Raw genomic sequence first — 18998 nt, 5'->3', positions numbered from 1 at the left:
GGAAAAGGAATGCGCGTGCGCTCATCACAGCACCCCCTTGGTGGACGGCACCGCATCGCCCTCGACCCGGATGGCCTGGCGCAGGGCGCGACCGAAGGCCTTGTAGACGGCCTCGGTCTTGTGGTGGTCGTCCTGGCCCGTGACCGAGATGTGGACGGCGGCGCCCATGGCCTCGGCCAGCGAGCGGAAGACGTGGGCCGTCAGGTCGGTGCGGTAGTCGCCGATGAAGGGGGTGTCGAACGTGCCCTCGAACAGAGGATAGGGACGACCGGACAGGTCGATGGAGACGGTGGCGTTGGCCTCGTCCATCGGCAGGACGAAGCCGTAGCGGGCGATGCCCTTCCTTTCGCCCAGCGCCTGTTTCAGCGCCTGGCCCAGGGCGATGGCGCTGTCCTCAATCGTGTGGTGGGGGTCGGTGTGCAGGTCGCCCTCGCACTGGAGGCGCAGGGAGAAGCCGCCGTGGGCCGCGATCTGCTCCAGCATATGGTCGAAGAAGCCGACGCCGGTCTCGATCTTGATGGGGCCGGGGGCGTCCAGATCGACGGCGCAGACGATGCGGGTCTCTTTCGTATCGCGCACGGCCTGGCCGACGCGGGCCGGGCGGCGCTTGGCGGGCGTCAGGCCGAAGGCGGCCAGCAGCCGGTCGTTGACCTCGGGCTTGATCGAGACCGGCAGGCGCAGGCGCTCGCCGGACAGGTCGGCCGCGACGCCATAGGTCGTCAGTGCGGCCAGGGCGGCGGCGGGGTCTTCCGGGCGGGCCATGACGATGGGGCCGACGCCGGGCTCGACCGGCATCTGGCGGCCCAGTTCGCGGGTGATCCGCTCGCGCTCGCGTCGGACCGAGGCGATCCGCTCGGCGGTCTCGATCATCCGCGACGGGTCCAGCGCCTGTTGCGCCAACCGCAACAGGGGTTCGGGCAGGGCGTAGGGCTCGAGCACCGAGGCCAGGCGGGCCAGGGTCGGGGCCTGGGCGATGGCGGCGCCGACGCGGGCGCCAGCTAAACCATAGGCCAGGGACAGGCTGCGCAGCACGACCAGGTTCGGCTGATCGGCGACGACGGTGGCGGCGGAGACGCTGTCGGAGAACTCGATCAGGCCCTCGTCCACCACCAGCAGGGCGGGGGCGACGCGGGCGGCCATTTCGGCGACGGCCTCGGGCGAGCCGAGGGCGCGGATGACCACGACTGCGGGTTCGCCCTTGGCCGGATAGATGGCGGCGAGACTGTCATAGGGCTCGGCCTTGGGCGCCTCGACCGAACCGCCGTCGCGGGCGGCGAGGCGATAGGCCAGCTCCAGCCCGTGGGTCAGGCCGCGCACCGGCAGGACCTGGTCGGCGGGCACGGCGTAGATCGCGGCCATGCGGGCGGCGAGGTCGGCAGGCTCGCCGGGATAGCGGTCCAGGCCCTCGCCGCCGGAGACCAGCGGGGGATAGGGGGCGGGCAGGGTCATCCTTCGGCCCTCAGATCGGCGGCGCGGGCGTGGGCTTCCAGGCCCTCCATCCGGGCCAGGCGGGCGGCGATGGGGGCCAGGGCGCGGGCGCCGGCCTCGGAGACCAGTTGGACCGACATGGTGGTCATGAAGCTGGCGGTGGTGACGCCGCCCAGGGTGCGGGCGCCGCCGTCGGTCGGCAGGACGTGGCTGGGGCCGGCGGCGTAGTCGCCCAGGGTCTCGGCCGCGAAACGCCCGACGAAGACGGCGCCGGCGGCCTTGATGGAGTCCACCAGGGGCTCGGGGTCGTCGATCTGGATCGCCAGGTGTTCGGGGCCATAGAGGTTAGCGACCTCTGCGGCGGCGTCGAGATCGCGGACCAGGATGGCGCGGGCCTCGTTCAGCGAGGCGCGGGCGATGGCTTCGCGCGGAAGGGTCGCGACCTGGGTCTCAACCTCCGACAGGATGTAGTCGATGGTGGCGCGGCTGGTGGAGACCAGGATGACCTGGGCGTCGGCGTCGTGCTCGGCCTGGCTGAGCAGGTCGGCGGCGGCGATCTCGGGGGCGGCGTCGCGGTCGACGATGACCATCAGTTCGGACGGGCCGGCGGGCATGTCGACGGCGGGACCGCCGGGGAGGGCGGAGGCCTGTTTCTTGGCCTCGGCGACATAGGCGTTGCCGGGACCGAACAGCTTGTCACAGGCGGGGATAGTTCCGTCCTCCAGCTCGACACCGAAGGTCAGGGCGGCGATGGCTTGGGCGCCGCCCATCAGCCAGATGGCGTCGAGACCCGCCTCGGCGGCGGCCAGGATCATGGCGGGGTGGACGCCGCCGTTCTTGTCGGGCGGGGTGACGGCGACGCGCTGGCCCACGCCCGCGACGCCGGCCGGGATAGCCAGCATCAGCAGGGACGAGAACAGGGGGGCGGTGCCGCCGGGGATGTAGAGACCGGCCGAGGCGATGGGACGCCAGGCCAGTTTGGAGCGCACGCCGGGGGTGGTCTCGATGAAGGGGGTGTCTTCCGGCTTGGTCGCCTGGTGGAAGACGCGGACATTCTCGGCCGCCATGCGCAGGGCGCGGACGTCGCCGGGGGCCAGGGCGTTGCGCGCCTCGGCCACAGCCTCAGGCGTGATGGCGATGCGGCGGGGCGGCGCCTTGTCCAGCTTCAGGCACCAGTCGGTGACGGCCGCGCCGCCCCGCTGGCGCACGTCGTCCAGGATGGCGCGGACCACGTCGGTTACGTCGCCGGCCGTGCGCTGGGCCGGGCGAGCGAGGGCCGCCGTCTTGCCGGCGGCGTCGAGGGAAGACCAGTCGATCAGCTTCATCACATCATTTTCTCGATGGGCAGGACCAGGATGGCCGAGGCGCCGGCGGCCTTCAGCTTCTCCAGCGTCTCCCAGAAGACGGCCTCCTGGCAGACGGCGTGGACGGCGACGGCGTCGTCGCGGCCCATCAGGGGCATGACGGTGGGCGAGCCGGCGCCGGGCAGGATGGCGGTGATCTGGTCCAGCGAGGCGCGCGGCGCGTTCAGCATGACGTATTTGGCGCCTTGCGAGGACACGACGCCGGACATCCGCTCGATGACGCTGTCCAGAAGGTGCTGCAGGCCGGGCTCAGGGGCGACCGGGGACTGGATCAGGACGGCCTGGCTTTCCAGCACCGTGTCCTCGGCGCCCAGGCCGTTGGCCTCCAGCGTCGCGCCGGTCGAGACCAGGTCGCAGATTGCGGCGGCCAGCTTCAGCCGGGGCGCCACCTCGACGGCGCCGCGCATGACGACGATCTCGGCCTTGACCCCACGCTCGTCCAGGAAGCGGCGCAGGATCTTCGGATACGACGTGGCGATACGCAGCCCGTCCAGCGAGGCCGGGCCGTCATAGGCCAGGGTCGGAGGGGTGGCGATCTTCAGGGTGCAGCGGCCGAAGCCCAAGGGCATGACGACAGACGCATTGGCGCCGCCGTTGCGGCCTTCCTCCAGCACATTCTCGCCGACGATCCCCAGGTCGCAGACGCCGTCGGCCACGAAGGTGGGGATGTCGTCGTCGCGGACGCGCAGCAGATCGATCGGATAGTTCTCGACCCGATACAGCAGGTCGTTGTGGCCCTTGACCCATTTCAGACCCGCGTCGCGGATCAGGTCGAGGCTGCGGTCGGCCAGACGGCCGGATTTCTGGACGGCGATGCGAAGCCGGCCCTGGACAGTGCTCATGTTCGGATACTCAGTTCGTGTTCTTCAGGCGGTCCAGGGCGATGCGGTAGCCCTGGTGCGGCATGTCTTTGAGATAACGGGCGACGCGGACGACGGTGGTGGGGCTGGCGTGAGCCTCGGCCGCGATCTCGCGATAGGATTTGCCGCCGGCGTCGAGCAGGCGCGCCACCTGCCAGCGCTCGGTGAAGGCGCGCAGTTCCGCCGGGGTGCAGAGGTCGGCGAGGAAGGCGTCGATCTCCGCGCGCGTCTGCATCGACAGCAGGGCGTCATGGAGGGCGTCGCGGGCGGGCGGGGTCGTCATGCGCGTTCCACTATGCTGTAACAGTGGAACGGTCAAGGGGCGTTTAGTGAGCTGGGCGTGAGCAAGGGGTGAGCGAGAAGTGAGCGGGACTTGTCTGGCTCACCTCTTGCTCACTAGCACTCTTCACCGATCCGCCACTCGCCACTCGCCACTCGCCACTCGCCACTCGCCACTCGCCACTCTACATCCCTCTCATGACCAAGATCCTGATCATCGGCGCCGGACATGCCGGCGGCTCCGTCGCGGCGTTTCTGCGGCAGTACGGCCATGAGGGGCCGATCGTGCTGGTGGGCGAGGAGGATGCGCCGCCGTATCAACGGCCGCCCTTGTCCAAGGCCTGGCTGAAGGGTGAAGCGGATCTGGAGGCCCTGCTGCTGCGGCCGCTGAGCTTCTACGCCGAGCAGAACATCGACTTCCGGCCCTCGACGGTCGCCGTGTCGGTGGATCCGGAGGCGAAGACGGTCGCCTTCCATGACGGGTCGAGCGAGATCTATGACGTTTTGGTGCTGGCGACGGGGTCGACGGCGCGGAAACTGCCTGTGCCGGGCGGGGATCATCCCGAACTGCTGGAGCTGCGGACGCTGAAGGACGCGGAACGGCTGAAGGCCGTGCTGGGGCCGGGCAAGCGGCTGGCGGTGGTCGGCGGCGGCTATGTCGGCTTGGAGGCGGCGGCCTCTGCCCGGGCCCTGGGCGCCGAGGCGGTGGTGATCGAGCGCGCGCCGCGCGTGCTGGCGCGGGTGGCGTCGGAGACCCTGTCGGCCTTCTTCACCGCCCAGCACCGGGCGCACGGGGTCGAGATCCTGACCGGGGCCGAGGTGGTCGCCGTGGCCCACGACGGCGTGACCCTCGCGGGCGGATCAGTGGTGCGCGCGGATGCGGTGCTGGTCGGGGTCGGCGCCCTGGCCTGCGAAAGCCTGGCGCGGTCGGCGGGTTTGCGCTGCGACGATGGGGTGGTGGTGGATGATCAGGCGCGGACCAGCGATCCGGCCATCTTCGCCGTCGGCGACATGACGCGCCGGCCGATCCCGGTTCATGGCGGGGTGCATCATAGGCTGGAGAGCGTGCCCAATGCGCTGGAGCAGGCCAAACAGGCGGCCGCCGCCATCGTCGGACGGGCCGGGCCGACGCCCGAGGTGCCGTGGTTCTGGTCCGATCAGTACGATTTCAAGCTGCAGATCGCCGGCCTGCCGTTCGATGCGGACCGGCAGGTGGTGCGCGGCGATCCATCGGCGTCGGGCTTTGCGGTGTTTCACCTGAACGGCGACAGGATTGTCTGCGTCGAGGCGGTCAATGCGCCGCCGGAGTTCATGGCCGGCAAGCAGTTGATCGGGAAGGCGACGCCGGTCCATCTGGAAAAGCTGGCCGATCCGGCGATTTCGATGAAGGCTGTGGCGGCCTGATTGTCACCTCCCCATGCGCGAAGGCGCATGGGGAGGACAGACCGCGAAGCGGTCAGGACAGGGCGACTCCGACGGCGAAGGCGACCTCCTAAAATATTCAGATACCGAGTCGCCCCCTCCTGGTCGCTGGCGCGACCTGTCCTCCCCGTTCGCCTTCGCGAACGGGGAGGTGAGCGTCGCCGCAGTGCAACAAAACTGTTGCGCTTTTCGTTTGGGGACGTTCAAGCTGCGATCTCAACGCGGCGGGGGCGAATGACGAGAGCTTTCGACGAAATGACCGGCGGCGGATCAGGTGCGATCCGCGACAGCTATAAGACCCTGGCGGCGTGGCTGGAAAACGCGCCGGCCGATCTGCTGCAGGCGCGCTCGCGCCAGGCGGAGCTGTTCTTCCGCCGTATGGGCGTGACGTTCGCTGTCTATGGCGACGAGGAATCCAACGAACGCCTGATCCCCTTCGACGTGGTGCCGCGCATCATCGGGGCGGACGAATGGAGCGGGCTGGAAAAGGGGTTGAAGCAGCGGGTCACCGCCATCAACGCCTTCCTGAAGGACATCTATGGGGCGCAGGAATGCATCAAGGCGGGCATCGTCCCGGCCGACCTGATCCTGACCAATCCGCACTATCGACCCGAGATGCAGGGCCGCCGGCCGCCGGGCGATGTCTGGTGCCATATCTCGGGCGTCGATCTGGTGCGCACAGGCGAGGACGGTTTCTACGTGCTGGAAGACAACTGCCGCACGCCGTCGGGGGTCTCCTACATGCTGGAGAACCGCGAGATGATGATGCGGCTGTTCCCCGACCTGTTCGCGGAACATGCGGTGCGACCGGTCGAAATCTATACCGACATGCTGCTGCGGTCGTTGCAGGCCTCCGCACCGACAGGGGCAGGGGCCGATCCGACCATCGTCGTCCTGACGCCGGGACCGTTCAACTCGGCCTACTATGAGCACAGCTTTCTGGCCGACAAGCTGGGGGTCGAGCTGGTCCAGGGCACGGACCTGTTCGTCAACGACGACACGGTCTTCATGCGCACGACCGAGGGGCCGAAGCGGGTCGACGTCATCTATCGCCGCATCGACGACGACTTCATCGATCCGCTGACCTTCATGCCGAACTCGACGGTCGGGGTGCCTGGGTTGATGTCGGCCTATTTCGCCGGACGGGTGACCCTGGCCAATGCGATCGGGACGGGCGTGGCCGACGACAAGGCCGTCTATACCTATATGCCCGAGATCATCCGCTTCTTCACCGGCGAGGATGCGATCCTGCAGAACGTCCCGACCTGGCGCTGCCGCGAGGCGGACGCGCTGAAAGAGGTGCTGGATAAGCTGCCGGAACTGGTGGTCAAGGAAGTGGGCGGATCGGGCGGCTATGGCATGCTGGTCGGACCGACCTCGACCAAGGCCGAGATCGAGGCCTTCCGCGCCAAGCTGATCGCCGATCCCGACGACTTCATCGCCCAGCCGACGCTGAGCCTGTCGACGGCGCCGACGCTGAACGGCGGCGCCTTGTCGCCCCGCCACGTCGATCTACGGCCGTTCGTCCTGTCCAGTCCGGCCGGGGTGCGCGTCGCGCCCGGCGGCCTGACGCGGGTCGCGCTGAAAGAGGGGTCGCTGGTGGTGAACTCCAGCCAGGGCGGCGGAACCAAGGACACCTGGGTGCTGGACAACTGATGCTTTCACGCACCGCAGACAGCCTTTACTGGACCGGCCGCTATATGGAGCGGGCGGACTTCCTCGCGCGCATTCTGGAGGCCGCCATTCGCCTGGCCGCCCTGCCGGCCAAGGATCAGGCCACCGTCACGGCCTGGGCGGGCGCCATCGCCTCGTCGGGGGTCAAGAGCGGGTTCGACGCCTCGGGTCGGACGATCTCGGAGAAGTCGGTCCGCGAATATCTGGCCTTCGGCTACGACAACTCGACCTCGATCAAGGCCTGCATCACCAAGGCGCGGACCAATGCGCGCTCGGTGCGAACCGCCCTGACGATCGAGCTGTGGGAGGCGATCAACGGCGCCTGGAACGGCCTGAACGAACTGGGCGAACCGACCAAGCGCGACGACTTCACCAACTTCCTCGACTTCGTGAAATCGACGTCCCTGGCGGTCGAGGGCGCCTCGTCGCGGACCATGCTGCGCAATGACGCCTACTGGTTCCTGCGGCTGGGGATGGCGATCGAGCGGGCCGACAACACCGCGCGCCTGCTGGACGTGAAGTATCACCTGCTGCTGCCGCCCGGCGAACGGGTGGGCGGACAGCTGGACTATTTCCAGTGGACCACCCTGTTGCGCGAGGTCTCCGCCCTGACCGCCTATCGCTGGGTTTACCGCGAGAGCGTGCGGCCTTGGCTGGTGGCGGATCTGCTGGTGCTGAACCGCCAGATGCCGCGTTCGCTGGCGTCGTGCCAGGGAATGATCGTCAGCTATCTGGAGCGGCTGGCGACCGACTATGGGCGGCGTGGCCCGGCCCAGCGACTGGCCTCCAATCGGCTGACCCAGTTCAACGAGGCCAAGATCGAGGACATCTTCCAGTCCGGCCTACACGAGTACATTCAGGGTTTCCTGAACCAGAACAACGCCCTGGCTGCGGCCGTCCAAGAACAGTATCTGGTCTGACATGCGGATCCGGATCGACCACTCCACCCGCTATGCCTACGCCCGCCCGGCGCGGTTCATCGTGCAGATGCTGCGACTGACGCCGCGCTCGTGCGAGGGGCAGCAGGTGCGCGACTGGCGCATCGAGACCGACGTGGACGCCCGCCTGCGTCGCAGCGAGGACGCCTTCGGCAATGTGGTCCACAGCCTCTATACAGAGCGGCCGACCGACGCCCTGACCATCCGGGTCACGGGCGAGGTGGCGACGGTGAACACGGGGGGCGTGGTGCGAGGCCAGGCCGAGCGTCTGTCGCCCATCGTCTTCCTGCGCGAGACGCCGATGACCAAGCCGGATGCCGCCATCGACGACTTCGCCCGCTCGATTCCCGAAGGCGCGACGCTGGGCCGGATGCACGCCCTGATGGGCGCGCTGAAGCAGGATGTGGCGTTCGAGGTCGGCTCGACCTCGGCCAGCCACACCGCCGCCGAGGCTTTCGCCCAGAAACGCGGCGTCTGTCAGGACCACGCCCAGATCTTCATCGCGGCGGCGCGCCGGATGGGGGTTCCCGCCCGCTATGTCTCGGGCCATCTCAGCCGCCAGGACGGCCAGCACGACCAGGACGCCGCCCACGCCTGGGCAGAGGCCTGGGTCGAGAACCTGGGCTGGGTCGGGTTCGATCCGGCCAACGGCATCAGCCCGACCGAACACTATGTCCGTGTCGCCGTCGGTCTGGACGCGCGCGGGGCCACGCCGATCCGGGGAACCAGCTATGGAGGGGGTCATGAGACCCTGACGGTCGCCCTGAATGTGCGGCCCGTGCAACAGACCCAACAACAACTGCAGTCGCGCGGATGGCCCTGATAGGCATGACGCGCGAATCTGTTAGCGTCATCGGATTCGCAACGCGGGGAGCGGATAGAGCGAAGTGACCTATTGCGTAGGCATGCTGGTGGACGAAGGGTTGGCGATGATCGCCGACACGCGCACCAATGCGGGCGTGGACAACATCTCGTCCTACCGCAAGCTGCACATCTACAAGTCGGCGGGCGAGCGGCTGCTGGCGGTGGCGACGGCGGGCAATCTGTCGGTGACCCAGACGGCGCTGGCCATGGCGGCGGCGGGGGTGAAGCTGCCCGACTCGGTCGATCTGGAAACGCTGGAGACCGCCCCGACCCTGTTCCGCGCCGCCCAGATCCTAGGCCATGCCATGGCTATGGTGCGCGCCACCATCAACACCCCGTGCTCGCCGACGGCCGATGCGCTGAACGTCAACGCCTCCATGCTGCTGGGCGGCCAGATCGCGGGCGGCAAGATGGGCCTGTATCTGATCTACGGTCAGGGCAACTTCATCGAGTGCGGGCCGGACACCCCCTATCTGCAGATCGGCGAACTGAAATATGGCAAGCCCATTCTGGACCGCGCCCTGCACAGTTCGACCTCGCTGTCGGAGGCGGTGAAGCTGGGGCTGATCTCGTTCGATTCGACCATTCGTTCGAACATCGCCGTTGGGCCGCCGCTGGACCTGATCGTGATGCCGCGCGACCAACTGACGGGGATGGAGCGGCGCATCGACGTCGACGATCCCTATTTCCGCGACCTGGGCCGTCGCTGGTCCGAGGCCCTGGCCTCCGCTCACAAGGCCATGCCCGATCCGACCTGGCTGGACCTGGACAAGACGCCGGCCCCGAGGACGATGACCGTCGTCGGCTGATTAAGATTGCGATTTGTTCGCAATTTCCCTTGTGCGACATATTGAAGCTGGTTATTGCGACCGCATCGCAAAATCAGACCAAAAGGTCGCAAGACTATGTCCGACTCCCGCGCCGCCTCCCTCCGGGCGCTTCTGTTCGCCTCCAGCGCCGCCGGCATGCTGGTTTCCGCCCCGGCTCTGGCCGCTGACGTGATCGCCGAGGACGGCGTGGTCGTCACGGCGGACCAGCAACAGCCCGCCAACCTGGGCACGATCGACGTGAACGGTCAGATCAAAAAGCCGGCTCCGGTCAGCCCGGAGTTCGTTGCGCCCCTGGTCGACACGCCGCGTTCGGTCACCATCATCCCCCAGGCCATCATCGAACAGACCTCGGCCTCGTCGCTGCAGGACCTGCTGTCGAACTCGCCGGGCATTACCTTCGGAGCGGGCGAGGGCGGCCAGCCGCTGGCCGACCGTCCGTTCATCCGGGGCCAGTCGTCGGGCAACAACATCTTCGTGGACGGCATCCGCGACACCGGCGGCCAGCAACGCGAGGTCTTCAACCTGGAGCAGGTCGAGGTCATCAAGGGACCGGATGCGGTCTATTCGGGTCGCGGCTCGGGCGGCGGCAGCATCAACCTTGGGTCCAAGTCGCCCAAGCTGAACGCCTTCACCAATGTCAGCGCCGGCGCCGGCACGGACGGCTATTTGCGCGGCACGGTCGATACGAACATGCTTCTGGGCGAGACCGCAGCCCTGCGGATCAATCTGATGGGCGCCCAGGGCGACGTGCCCGGCCGCGACGCCGTCGATTATGACAAGTGGGGCGCCGCCATCAGCCTGGGCGCCGGTCTCGGCACGCCGTCCTCGATGGTCTTCAGCTACTACCATCTCACCAGCGATCAGATGCCCGACTACGGCATTCCGCTGTTCACGAAAATCCAGTCGCGCACGACCGACAGCGGCGTTCTGGATGTGCCTTACGACAGCTTCTACGGCCTCAAGGCGCGCGACTATCTGACCAATGAGGTGGATACCTTCACCTTCCGGGCCGAGCACCGCCTCAACGATTTCGCCACGATCCGTAACGTCAGCCGCTTCTCGCGGACGCTGAACGACTACATCGTCACCAACCCCGGCGACGGCGGCTATGTCGGTCGTGCGGCCGACGGGACCTACTGGATGAAGCGGGGGACCAAGACCCGCTGGAACCCGGTCACCACCCTGGCCAATGTGACGGACGTCTTCGGCCAGTTCGCCACGGGCTCGATCAAACACAACTATGACGTCGGCGTCGAACTGTCGCGCGAGCACAACAAGAACGCGACCTATTCGACTTACACGACCTCCGGCTCGATCTGCCCGACAGGCCTGACGACCATCAGCGGATCCTATCCGACCGCCGCCGGCGCTTCGGGCGCGGGAGATTGCACCCAGGTCTATAATCCCAATCCCGACGACGTCTGGACTGGCGTGATCAATCGCGGCCCGACCAGTTCGAACACGACCGAGGCCGTCGGCGTCTATGCGAACGACAGCATTACCCTGAACGAGCGTCTGATCCTGAACCTGGGCGTTCGCTGGGACCAATATTCGGTCAAGGGCGTGAACGCCGTGTTGGGTTCTCCATCATCCACCGCAGGCGTTTGGAACGTCGCGGGCTATACCGCCGTGCCGGAACAGACCTGGGAGTTCACCAACTATCAGGCGGGCCTGGTCTTCAAGCCGACGGCGAGCAGCAGCGTCTATGCGTCCTGGTCCACCTCCTCGACGCCGCCGACCATTTCGGCCGGCGACCAGAACGCCTCGGGCGGCACGGGCACCGTCGATGGTGTCGCCAATGTCGTCCTGGACCCCGAAGACACCGAAAGCTTCGAGATCGGCGCCAAGGCCAATGTCTTCCACGACCGTCTGGCCCTGTCGGCCGCGGCCTTCCACCTGACGCGCAAGAATGCGCTGATCCTGGTCGAGCCCAACGTCTTCCGTCAGGAGGGCGAGGTCGAGGTCAAGGGCATCGAACTGGGCGTTTCGGGCAATATCACCCGCGAGTGGACCGTGTTCGGCGGCTATACCTACATGGACTCCGAACTGACCAAGGCGGCCGTGGTCGTGTCTGGCACGCCCCCGGTCTCCAGCGTCAATCCGCTGCAGGGGCTGCCGCTGGCCAATACGCCCGAACACAGCGCAAGCCTGTTCACCACCTATCGCCTGCTGCCCAGGCTGACGATCGGCGGCGGCGTCTATTACACGTCCGAGTCGCTGGGCGGGAACCAGGGCGGCGCAGGCGGTGGCGCCAACCGTGTCTATGCGCCGGAATGGACCCGTGTGGACGCCTTCGCCACCTATGACCTGACCGATCGGGCGACGCTTCAGTTGAACGTTAAGAACGTCGCGGACGAGGACTACATCATCCGCACCAATGGCGTTCACCACGCCGATGTGGCGGCGGGTCGGCAAGCCATCCTGGCCCTGAACCTGCGCTTCTAAAGGCCGCCTACGCAGCCTATCCTGACGGCCCCGCGATCCCCCGCGGGGCCGTTGCCTTTTCTCTGAGCGAGGCCGTCGTGCTGCTGCAGATCCCGGAAGTCTTCTCCAAGGCCGAGGTCAAGGCCCTGCGCGCGCGGCTGGACGCCGGTCCCTGGGCGGACGGCAACGCCACCTCGGGCCATCAGTCGGCGACGGCGAAGAAGAACCTGCAACTGCCCGAGGATTCGGAGGTGGCGAAAGAGGTTTCGGCCCTGGTCGTCCAGGCGTTGAACGCCAATCCAATGTTCGTGGCGGCGGCCCTGCCGCACACGATCTTCCCGCCCCTGTTCAATCGCTATGAGGGCGGGGGCGAGTTCGGCCTGCATGTGGACAACGCCATCCGCCAGGCGCGCGGGGGCGGGGCCCTGCGCATCCGCAGCGACCTGTCGGCGACCCTGTTCCTGTCCGAGCCCGAGGATTACGACGGCGGCGAACTGATCATCGAGGAGATGTACGGGTCGCAGTCGATCAAGCTGCCGGCAGGCGACCTGGTGCTTTATCCGTCCAAGAGCCTGCACAGCGTCACGCCGGTGACGCGCGGCGCGCGGGTGTCGTCCTTCATGTGGATGCAGAGCCTGGTGCGCGACGACGCCGACCGCGAGATGCTGTTCCGTCTGGACATCGCCACCCAGCGGGTCGGGCTGGACAAGGGACCGAAGGATCAGGCGGTGATCGAACTGACGGGCGTCTATCACAATCTGCTGCGTCGCTGGGCCGAGGTCTGAGGCGCAAGGTGTCGCGGCGCTGCTGAATGCTATTGCAACCCGTTCGCAACAATGGCACAGCGACGGCGTGACCGAACTCGCCACACAGCGTCAGGCCGAAACGGCAGCCAAGGGCCCCAAACCCAAGGCGGCGCTGAACGGCGCGCGGTCGTTCTGGCTGAAGCAGCTCCATAGCTGGCACTGGATTTCGGCGGCGGTCAGCCTGGTGGGCATGATCCTGTTCGCCGTCACCGGCATCACCCTGAACCACGCGGCCTCGATCCCCGGAAATCCGGTCACGGTCGAACAGACCGCGACCCTGCCGGCGCCCCTACTGGCGCGGCTCGCGGCCTTCCCGCAGGAAACGACCGATCCCGTCCCCGACGCCGTCGCGCGATGGGCGTCCGAGGCGATGAAGGTCGAGATCGCCGGCAAGCCGACCGAGACGACGCCGGAAGAGGTCTATGTCGCCCTGGCCATGCCCGGCGGCGACGGATGGGTGACCATCGACCGTTCGAACGGCGCCGCCCTGCACGAGAAGACCACCCGTGGCTGGATCGCCTACCTCAACGACCTGCACAAGGGCCGCAACGCCGGCTCGGTCTGGTTCTGGTTCATCGACGTCTTCGCCGTCGCCTGCACCATCTTCGCCCTGACGGGGCTGGGCCTGATGTTCCTGCACGCCAAGGGTCGGCCCTCGACCTGGCCGCTGGCGGCGCTGGGCCTGCTGATCCCCGTCGTCATCGCCCTGATCTTCATTCACTGACGAGTTTTCCGATGCGCCTGCTCCCCATCGTCATCACCACAGTCGGTCTCGCCGCCGCCGCAGCGCCCGCCATGGCCGCCGACCTGACGGTGTCGGTCGAGATTCCGCGCCTGAACACCGCCTCCTATCACCGCCCCTATGTCGCCGTGTGGATCGAGAAGCCGGACCAGTCGGCCGAGCGGACTCTGGCGATCTGGTACCAACAGACCCGCAACAACGAGGGCGACGGCAAGGACTGGCTGAAAGACCTGCGCACCTGGTGGCGCAAGGGTGGCCGGGCCATGACCCTGCCGGCCGACGGCGTCTCGGGCGCCACGCGCGCGCCGGGTCGCCAGACCGTCACCGTGCCAGCCGCCCGCCTGCGCGGTCTGCAACCCGGTCAGTACAACATCGTCGTCGAGGCGGCCCGTGAACTGGGCGGCCGCGAGGTCGTGCGCGTGCCCTTCCGCTGGGGCGCGGCCAACACCGGCGCCGGAACCGGCTCCACCGAACTGGGCGCCGTGCGCGTCGCCGTCTCTCGCTAAGGAACAGACCCATGAAGAAGACGATCGCTCTCCTCACGCTGGCCGCAGCCTTGGCCGCCCCGATGGCCGCCCAGGCTCACCGCGCCTGGCTGGCGCCGACCGCCACGACCCTGTCGGGCACGGACGCCTGGGTTGGTTTCGACGCCGGCATGTCGAACCAGGTGTTTAACCCCGATCACGCCGCCATGCGCCTGACCGGCCTGGCCATCACTGCGCCGGACGGCTCGGCGGTTCAGCCCGAGAACGCCATGCAGGGCCGCTATCGCTCGACCTTCGACGCCCACCTTACGCAGAACGGCACCTACAAGATCGCCAATGTCATGGGCGGCGTCATGGCCAGCTACAAGCTCAATGGCGAGCAGAAGCGCTGGCGCGGCGCGGCGGCCGAATATCCTGCGGGCCTGCCGCAGGGCGCGACCGACGTGCAGGCGACCCGCACCGCCAGCCGCATCGAGACCTTCGTCACCCTGAACAACCCGACCGACACCGTCTTCAAGACAACCGGCGAAGGGCTTGAGCTGGTTCCCGTGACCCACCCCAACGACCTGGTCGTCGGCGAGCCCGCAACCTTCAAGCTGCTGAACAACGGCCAGCCGGCGTCGGGCCTGGAGGTCACCGTGGCGCGCGGCGGCCTGCGCTATCGCGACAATCCCGAGGAATCGACCGTTACGACCGGCGCCGACGGCGCCTTCACCGTGACCTGGCCGGAAGCAGGCATGTACTGGCTGAACGCCTCGGTCCGCACCGAAGGTCAGGGCGAAACGCTCGGTTCCAACGCCAGCTATGTGGCGGCGATGGAAGTCCTGCCCTAAGCGAAGGGTATGTCAGACACACCCTTCTCGCGCGGTTCCCGCGCCGCTCCGCCCACGGTCAATCTCGGCGACGCCAGCCCGCTGGCCGACCGCGCCGATAACCGGGTTCTGGTGCCCGTCATCGAAGGCGCGCCGCCCCGTCCGCCCAGCGACCTGATCCGTGCGCTGGGCGGCGAGACCATGGGCACGACCTGGAGCGCGCGGGTGATCGCGCCGCCGGGCGTGGGCGAGGCGGAAATCCAGGACGCGATCGAACAGGAACTGACGGCCGTCGTCGCCCTGTTCAGCCCGTGGGAGCCGTCCAGCGAGATCAGCCGGTTCAACACTGCGCCGGCCGGGTTCTGGGCGGTGTCGCCGCCGTTCTGGGCTCTGCTGGATGCGGCGATGACCCTAGGCGACGAAACGAACGGGGCGGTCGATCCGACCCTGGGCGCCCTGGTCGATTTGTGGGGTTTCGGCCCGCCTGGACCACGCTCGGCCCTGCTGCCGGTGCCGTCCGACGAAGAGATAACGGCGGCCATGGCCGTGTCAGGCTGGCAGAAGCTGCGGCTGAATCCCGATGCGCGCGGCGTGATGCAGATGGGCGGCATGAAGCTCGATTTCTCCGGTATCGCCAAGGGCCATGCGGTGGACCGCGTGTCCGACCGACTGACGGCGATGGGCGCGACCTCGCATCTGATCGAGGTCGGCGGCGAGTTGAAGGGGCGCGGCGTCAAGCCGGACGCCCAACCCTGGTGGGTCGAGATCGAACGGGTCGAGGGTTCGCCTGCGCCTCACACTGTGGCGGCCCTGTTCGACTTGGCCGTGGCGACCAGCGGCGATTATCGCCGGGCGTTCCGGCATGACGGCCGGCTGTATCCCCACACCATCGACGGCTCTACCGGCCGTCCGGTCAGCAACAATCTGAGCTCGGTCACGGTGCTGCACGCCTCGGCCATGATGGCCGACGCCTACGCCACCGCTCTGACGGTCATGGGGCCTTTCGAGGGGCCGGAATATGCCGAGGCCGTGGGCCTGATCGCCCACTTCGTCGAGCGCACCGAGCGCGGACCGGTCGAGCGGATGACGCCGGCCTTCGCCGCAATGATGGACGACCCCGACGGAGATCGGCCGGGGTGACAGCCGATCCACAGCGCTGGCTGTGGGCGGTCGGGGCGTTCGTGCTTTGGCTGGCCCTGATCGCCGTCATCGTCTGGCGCGAACGCCGGGCCAGGGCGGCGGCGCGTGCGCGCTCCGACGCCTTTGCGGGCGCTGGGACCGGGGCGGGCGAGGCCCAGGCGGTGCTGATCGCCTTCGCCAGCCAGACAGGCTTCGCCGAGGAGCTGGCCTGGATGACGGCGCGCGCCTTGAGCGACGGCGGCGTGGGCGCGCGGGTGCTGTCCTTCGCCGATCTGGACGTGCAGACCCTGAAGGCGACGGACAGCGCGCTGCTGATCGTGTCCACGACGGGCGAGGGCGATCCGCCCGACAGCGCGGCCCGGTTCGTGCGCAAAGCCATGGGCGAGACGGCGGATTTGTCAGGGCTGCGGTTCGGCCTGCTGGCGCTTGGCGACCGCAGCTACGACCAGTTCTGCGCCTTCGGCCATGCGGTGGACGGTTGGCTGAGGCGGTCGGGCGCGCAGGCCCTGTTCGACACGGTCGAGGTCGATAATGGCGAGGCCGGCGCCATCCGCCACTGGCAGCACCAGCTGAACCAGATCACCGGCAGCGTCACCGCCCCCGACTGGACCCCGCCGGCCTACGACCCCTGGCGGCTGGTCGAACGGACCCTGGTCAATCCCGGCAGTCCGGGCGGCGAGGCGTATCATCTGGCGTTCGAATCCGTGGGCGCGGCGCCCGACTGGTCGGCCGGCGACATCGCCGAGGTCGGCCTGCCCGAGCGGGACGGCGTCACGCCGGGCTCGCGTGAATATTCCATCGCCTCCCTGCCGTCTGACGGCCGGGTCGAGTTCCTGATCCGTCTGATGCGCCATCCCGACGGCGCGCCGGGCCTGGCCTCGGGCTGGCTGACCCAAGACCTGGCGCTCGGCGGAGAGATCGGTATGCGGTTGCGCACCAACCGCAGCTTCCACGGCCCGGCGGACGAGACGCCGATGATCCTGATCGGCAACGGCACGGGGATCGCCGGGCTGAGGGCGCACCTGAAGGCGCGTACGGCGGCGGGCGGGGCCTGGCTGTTGTTCGGCGAGCGCACGCAGGCGCACGACGCCTTCTTCGATGCGGAGTTGCAGGGTTGGATGGCTTCGGGCGTGCTGCGCCGGCTGGACCGATGCTTCTCACGCGATCTGGGCGACGGACGGTATGTGCAGGATTTGGTCGCGGCGGCGTCTGACGACCTGCGCGATTGGGTCGCGCGCGGGGCTGCGATTTATGTCTGCGGCAGTCTGGAGGGCATGTCGCAGGGCGTCCATACGGCGTTAGAGAATGCGCTGGGCGCGGATGTGGTGCTGACGATGCTGGAAGACGGGCGGTATCGGCGCGACGTCTACTAACTTTTCCGCTCATCCCGGCGAAAGCCGGGACCCAGTGTTTTGGGCGCCTAGACGTGACCTGTGTCGCGGCTGTCGATCCCCGACATACTGCCTCGCGAAAGGACTGGGTCCCGGCTTTCGCCGGGATGAGCGGCTATTTCCGTAGTCGTTTCAGCAGTTCCGCCGCGAAGCTGGACAGGGTGTCGTCGCGCGCGCCCATGACGATGATCCGGTCTCCCGGTTGAGCGATCTCCACGATCCGGTCGCCGCACGCGGCGCGCGTCGCAAGCGCCTCGGCCCGACGCCCGGCGGCGCGGACGCCGGAGGCGATGTCCTCGGACCCGACGCTGCGGTCGGTGGTGCCGCCGTAATAGACCGGCTCGGCCATCAGCAGCACGTCGTCCTCACGCATCAGGCCGGCGAAACCTTCGACAAACTCCGACTTCATCAGCTTCAGCGGGCCGAACCCGTGCGGCTGGAACAGGATCAGCAGGCGCCCGTCGAAGGCGTGCAGGGTCTTCAGCGTGGCGGCGATCTTGTCGGGGTTGTGGGCGAAGTCGTCGATGACGGTGATGTCGCCCGCCGTCCCTACCACCTCCATGCGGCGACGGATGCCGGCGAAGGTCTCCAGCGCCTTGACCGCCTCGCTGGTCGGCACGCCCAGCGCCCGGGTGGCGCCCAGCGCCGCCAGGGCATTGGCGACATTGTGGGCGCCAGGGACGTTCAGGATGACGTCGTGCTCACTCCAGCCCTCGATCAGGCGGAACTTCATGCCCGTCGGCAGCGGCTGAAGATCGTGGGCGGACAGGTCGGCCTTCTCCTCGCCCAGGCCGAAGGTGATGGCCTTGCCGGCGGGCAGGGTCTGGGCCAATTCTTGGGCCAGGGCCGCCGTCTCGGGATTGTCCAGGTTCAGCACGGCCGTCGTCGCGCGCGCGGTGAAGCCGCCGAACAGGTCGCGCAGCTCCTCCATCGACTTGTGGTCCAGCGAGATGTTGGAAACGACGGCGACCGTCGGGTCGTAGCCGGCGATGGAGCCGTCGCTCTCGTCCACCTCGGACACGAACAGGTCGGGTCCGCCGATCAGGGCGCTGGCGAACGGATGATCGGCGTCGGCGAAGTTCTTCATCACCGCCCCGTTCATGACGGTGGGTTGGCGGCCCGTTTGATGCAGAATCCAGGCGATCATGCCGGTGATGGTGGACTTGCCGCTGGTGCCCGCCACGCCGACCGAGGTCGGGGCGGCGTTGAAGATTTCGCTGAGCAGCTGGGGCCGGGTCTTGATGGTCGCGCCGGCGCGTCTGGCTGCCCCGATGTCAGGCACGGTGTCCTCGATGGCGCCGGTGGTGATCACGGTCTGATCCGCGCGGGTGACGCCTGAACCGTCCTGGGGGTGCAGGGTCACGCCGTGGGCGCGCAGCCAGTCGAACTTCTCGGGCGTGCGGCCCTGATCCAGCGCACGGTCGGAGCCTTCGATCGCGGCGCCGCGCGCCTGGACGATCATGGCCAGGGGCAGCATGCCCGACCCGCCGATGCCGCAGAAGAAATAGGAGGCGTCTTGGTTCATGCCCCCTTAGAACA

Annotated in this window: 17 protein-coding genes; 12 read left to right on the top strand and 5 right to left on the bottom strand. The window is 68.1% G+C overall.

The annotated features are described in order from the left end of the window. Positions 1 to 24: 24 nt before the first annotated feature. From hisB to ACP7BH_RS11690, 4 genes are read right to left on the bottom strand one after another with little or no spacing between them, the layout of a single operon-like run. Positions 25 to 1449 carry an imidazoleglycerol-phosphate dehydratase HisB gene (gene hisB / locus ACP7BH_RS11705; protein ID WP_425985393.1) on the bottom strand — a complete coding sequence of 475 codons (1425 nt, stop codon included), beginning with the start codon at positions 1447 to 1449 and terminating at the stop codon, positions 25 to 27. Continuing rightward, the gene (gene hisD / locus ACP7BH_RS11700; RefSeq protein ID WP_425985391.1) at positions 1446 to 2753 is read right to left on the bottom strand and encodes a histidinol dehydrogenase; all 1308 of its coding nucleotides are present in this window, start codon (positions 2751 to 2753) and stop codon (positions 1446 to 1448) included. Before hisD ends, hisB begins: the two co-directional genes overlap by 4 nt. Then, positions 2753 to 3634 (bottom strand): ATP phosphoribosyltransferase, encoded by an 882-nt coding sequence (gene hisG / locus ACP7BH_RS11695; protein ID WP_425985389.1) that lies wholly within the window; start codon positions 3632 to 3634, stop codon positions 2753 to 2755. Before hisG ends, hisD begins: the two co-directional genes overlap by 1 nt. A gap of 10 nt (positions 3635 to 3644) precedes the next feature. Beyond that, entirely contained in the window at positions 3645 to 3935 is a 291-nt protein-coding gene (locus tag ACP7BH_RS11690) for a YerC/YecD family TrpR-related protein (RefSeq protein WP_425985387.1), read from the bottom strand. Positions 3936 to 4129: 194 nt separating this feature from the next. On the opposite strand from ACP7BH_RS11690, the gene ACP7BH_RS11685 reads away from it, so the two are divergent. The 12 genes from ACP7BH_RS11685 (at position 4130) to ACP7BH_RS11630 (ending at position 17441) form a co-directional block, all read left to right on the top strand. Then, the gene (locus ACP7BH_RS11685; RefSeq protein WP_425985385.1) at positions 4130 to 5335 is read left to right on the top strand and encodes an NAD(P)/FAD-dependent oxidoreductase; all 1206 of its coding nucleotides are present in this window, start codon (positions 4130 to 4132) and stop codon (positions 5333 to 5335) included. A gap of 252 nt (positions 5336 to 5587) precedes the next feature. Then, on the top strand, positions 5588 to 7009 hold the full coding sequence (locus tag ACP7BH_RS11680; protein WP_409713974.1) for a circularly permuted type 2 ATP-grasp protein: 1422 nt from the start codon (positions 5588 to 5590) through the stop codon (positions 7007 to 7009). Further along, a complete protein-coding gene (locus ACP7BH_RS11675) occupies positions 7009 to 7947 on the top strand; it encodes an alpha-E domain-containing protein (protein ID WP_135193667.1) in 939 nt (312 codons plus the stop codon). Before ACP7BH_RS11680 ends, ACP7BH_RS11675 begins: the two co-directional genes overlap by 1 nt. 1 nt (position 7948) lies before the next feature. Continuing rightward, positions 7949 to 8788 carry a transglutaminase family protein gene (locus ACP7BH_RS11670; RefSeq protein WP_409713971.1) on the top strand — a complete coding sequence of 280 codons (840 nt, stop codon included), beginning with the start codon at positions 7949 to 7951 and terminating at the stop codon, positions 8786 to 8788. A 64-nt stretch (positions 8789 to 8852) separates the two neighbouring features. After that, positions 8853 to 9638 (top strand): peptidase, encoded by a 786-nt coding sequence (locus ACP7BH_RS11665; RefSeq protein WP_425985383.1) that lies wholly within the window; start codon positions 8853 to 8855, stop codon positions 9636 to 9638. Between the two features lie 96 nt (positions 9639 to 9734). Further along, complete coding sequence (locus tag ACP7BH_RS11660; RefSeq protein ID WP_425985382.1) at positions 9735 to 12104, top strand: TonB-dependent receptor; 2370 nt, start codon at positions 9735 to 9737, stop codon at positions 12102 to 12104. Between the two features lie 77 nt (positions 12105 to 12181). Next, the gene (locus ACP7BH_RS11655; RefSeq protein ID WP_425985380.1) at positions 12182 to 12868 is read left to right on the top strand and encodes a Fe2+-dependent dioxygenase; all 687 of its coding nucleotides are present in this window, start codon (positions 12182 to 12184) and stop codon (positions 12866 to 12868) included. 67 nt (positions 12869 to 12935) lie between these two features. After that, positions 12936 to 13613, top strand: coding sequence for a PepSY-associated TM helix domain-containing protein (locus ACP7BH_RS11650; RefSeq protein ID WP_425985378.1), 678 nt, complete (start codon positions 12936 to 12938; stop codon positions 13611 to 13613). Between the two features lie 11 nt (positions 13614 to 13624). After that, positions 13625 to 14137, top strand: coding sequence for a DUF2271 domain-containing protein (locus ACP7BH_RS11645; RefSeq protein WP_135193661.1), 513 nt, complete (start codon positions 13625 to 13627; stop codon positions 14135 to 14137). Between the two features lie 11 nt (positions 14138 to 14148). Beyond that, positions 14149 to 14949 (top strand): DUF4198 domain-containing protein, encoded by an 801-nt coding sequence (locus tag ACP7BH_RS11640; protein ID WP_425985377.1) that lies wholly within the window; start codon positions 14149 to 14151, stop codon positions 14947 to 14949. 9 nt (positions 14950 to 14958) lie between these two features. Continuing rightward, positions 14959 to 16068, top strand: a complete 1110-nt coding sequence (locus ACP7BH_RS11635) for an FAD:protein FMN transferase (RefSeq protein WP_425985375.1) — start codon at positions 14959 to 14961, stop codon at positions 16066 to 16068. Beyond that, complete coding sequence (locus ACP7BH_RS11630; protein WP_425985373.1) at positions 16065 to 17441, top strand: sulfite reductase subunit alpha; 1377 nt, start codon at positions 16065 to 16067, stop codon at positions 17439 to 17441. Before ACP7BH_RS11635 ends, ACP7BH_RS11630 begins: the two co-directional genes overlap by 4 nt. Before the next feature lie 133 nt (positions 17442 to 17574). Here ACP7BH_RS11630 and ACP7BH_RS11625 read toward each other — a convergent pair whose 3' ends face one another. Next, entirely contained in the window at positions 17575 to 18984 is a 1410-nt protein-coding gene (locus ACP7BH_RS11625) for a UDP-N-acetylmuramate--L-alanine ligase (protein WP_425985371.1), read from the bottom strand. Between the last annotated feature and the right edge of the window lie 14 nt (positions 18985 to 18998).

It is taken from the genome of Brevundimonas sp. TWP2-1 (assembly GCF_049897645.1).
GTDB lineage: Bacteria > Pseudomonadota > Alphaproteobacteria > Caulobacterales > Caulobacteraceae > Brevundimonas.
The sequence above is the reverse complement of the archived record's forward strand: the minus strand, read 5'-3'. Positions and strand labels throughout refer to the sequence as shown.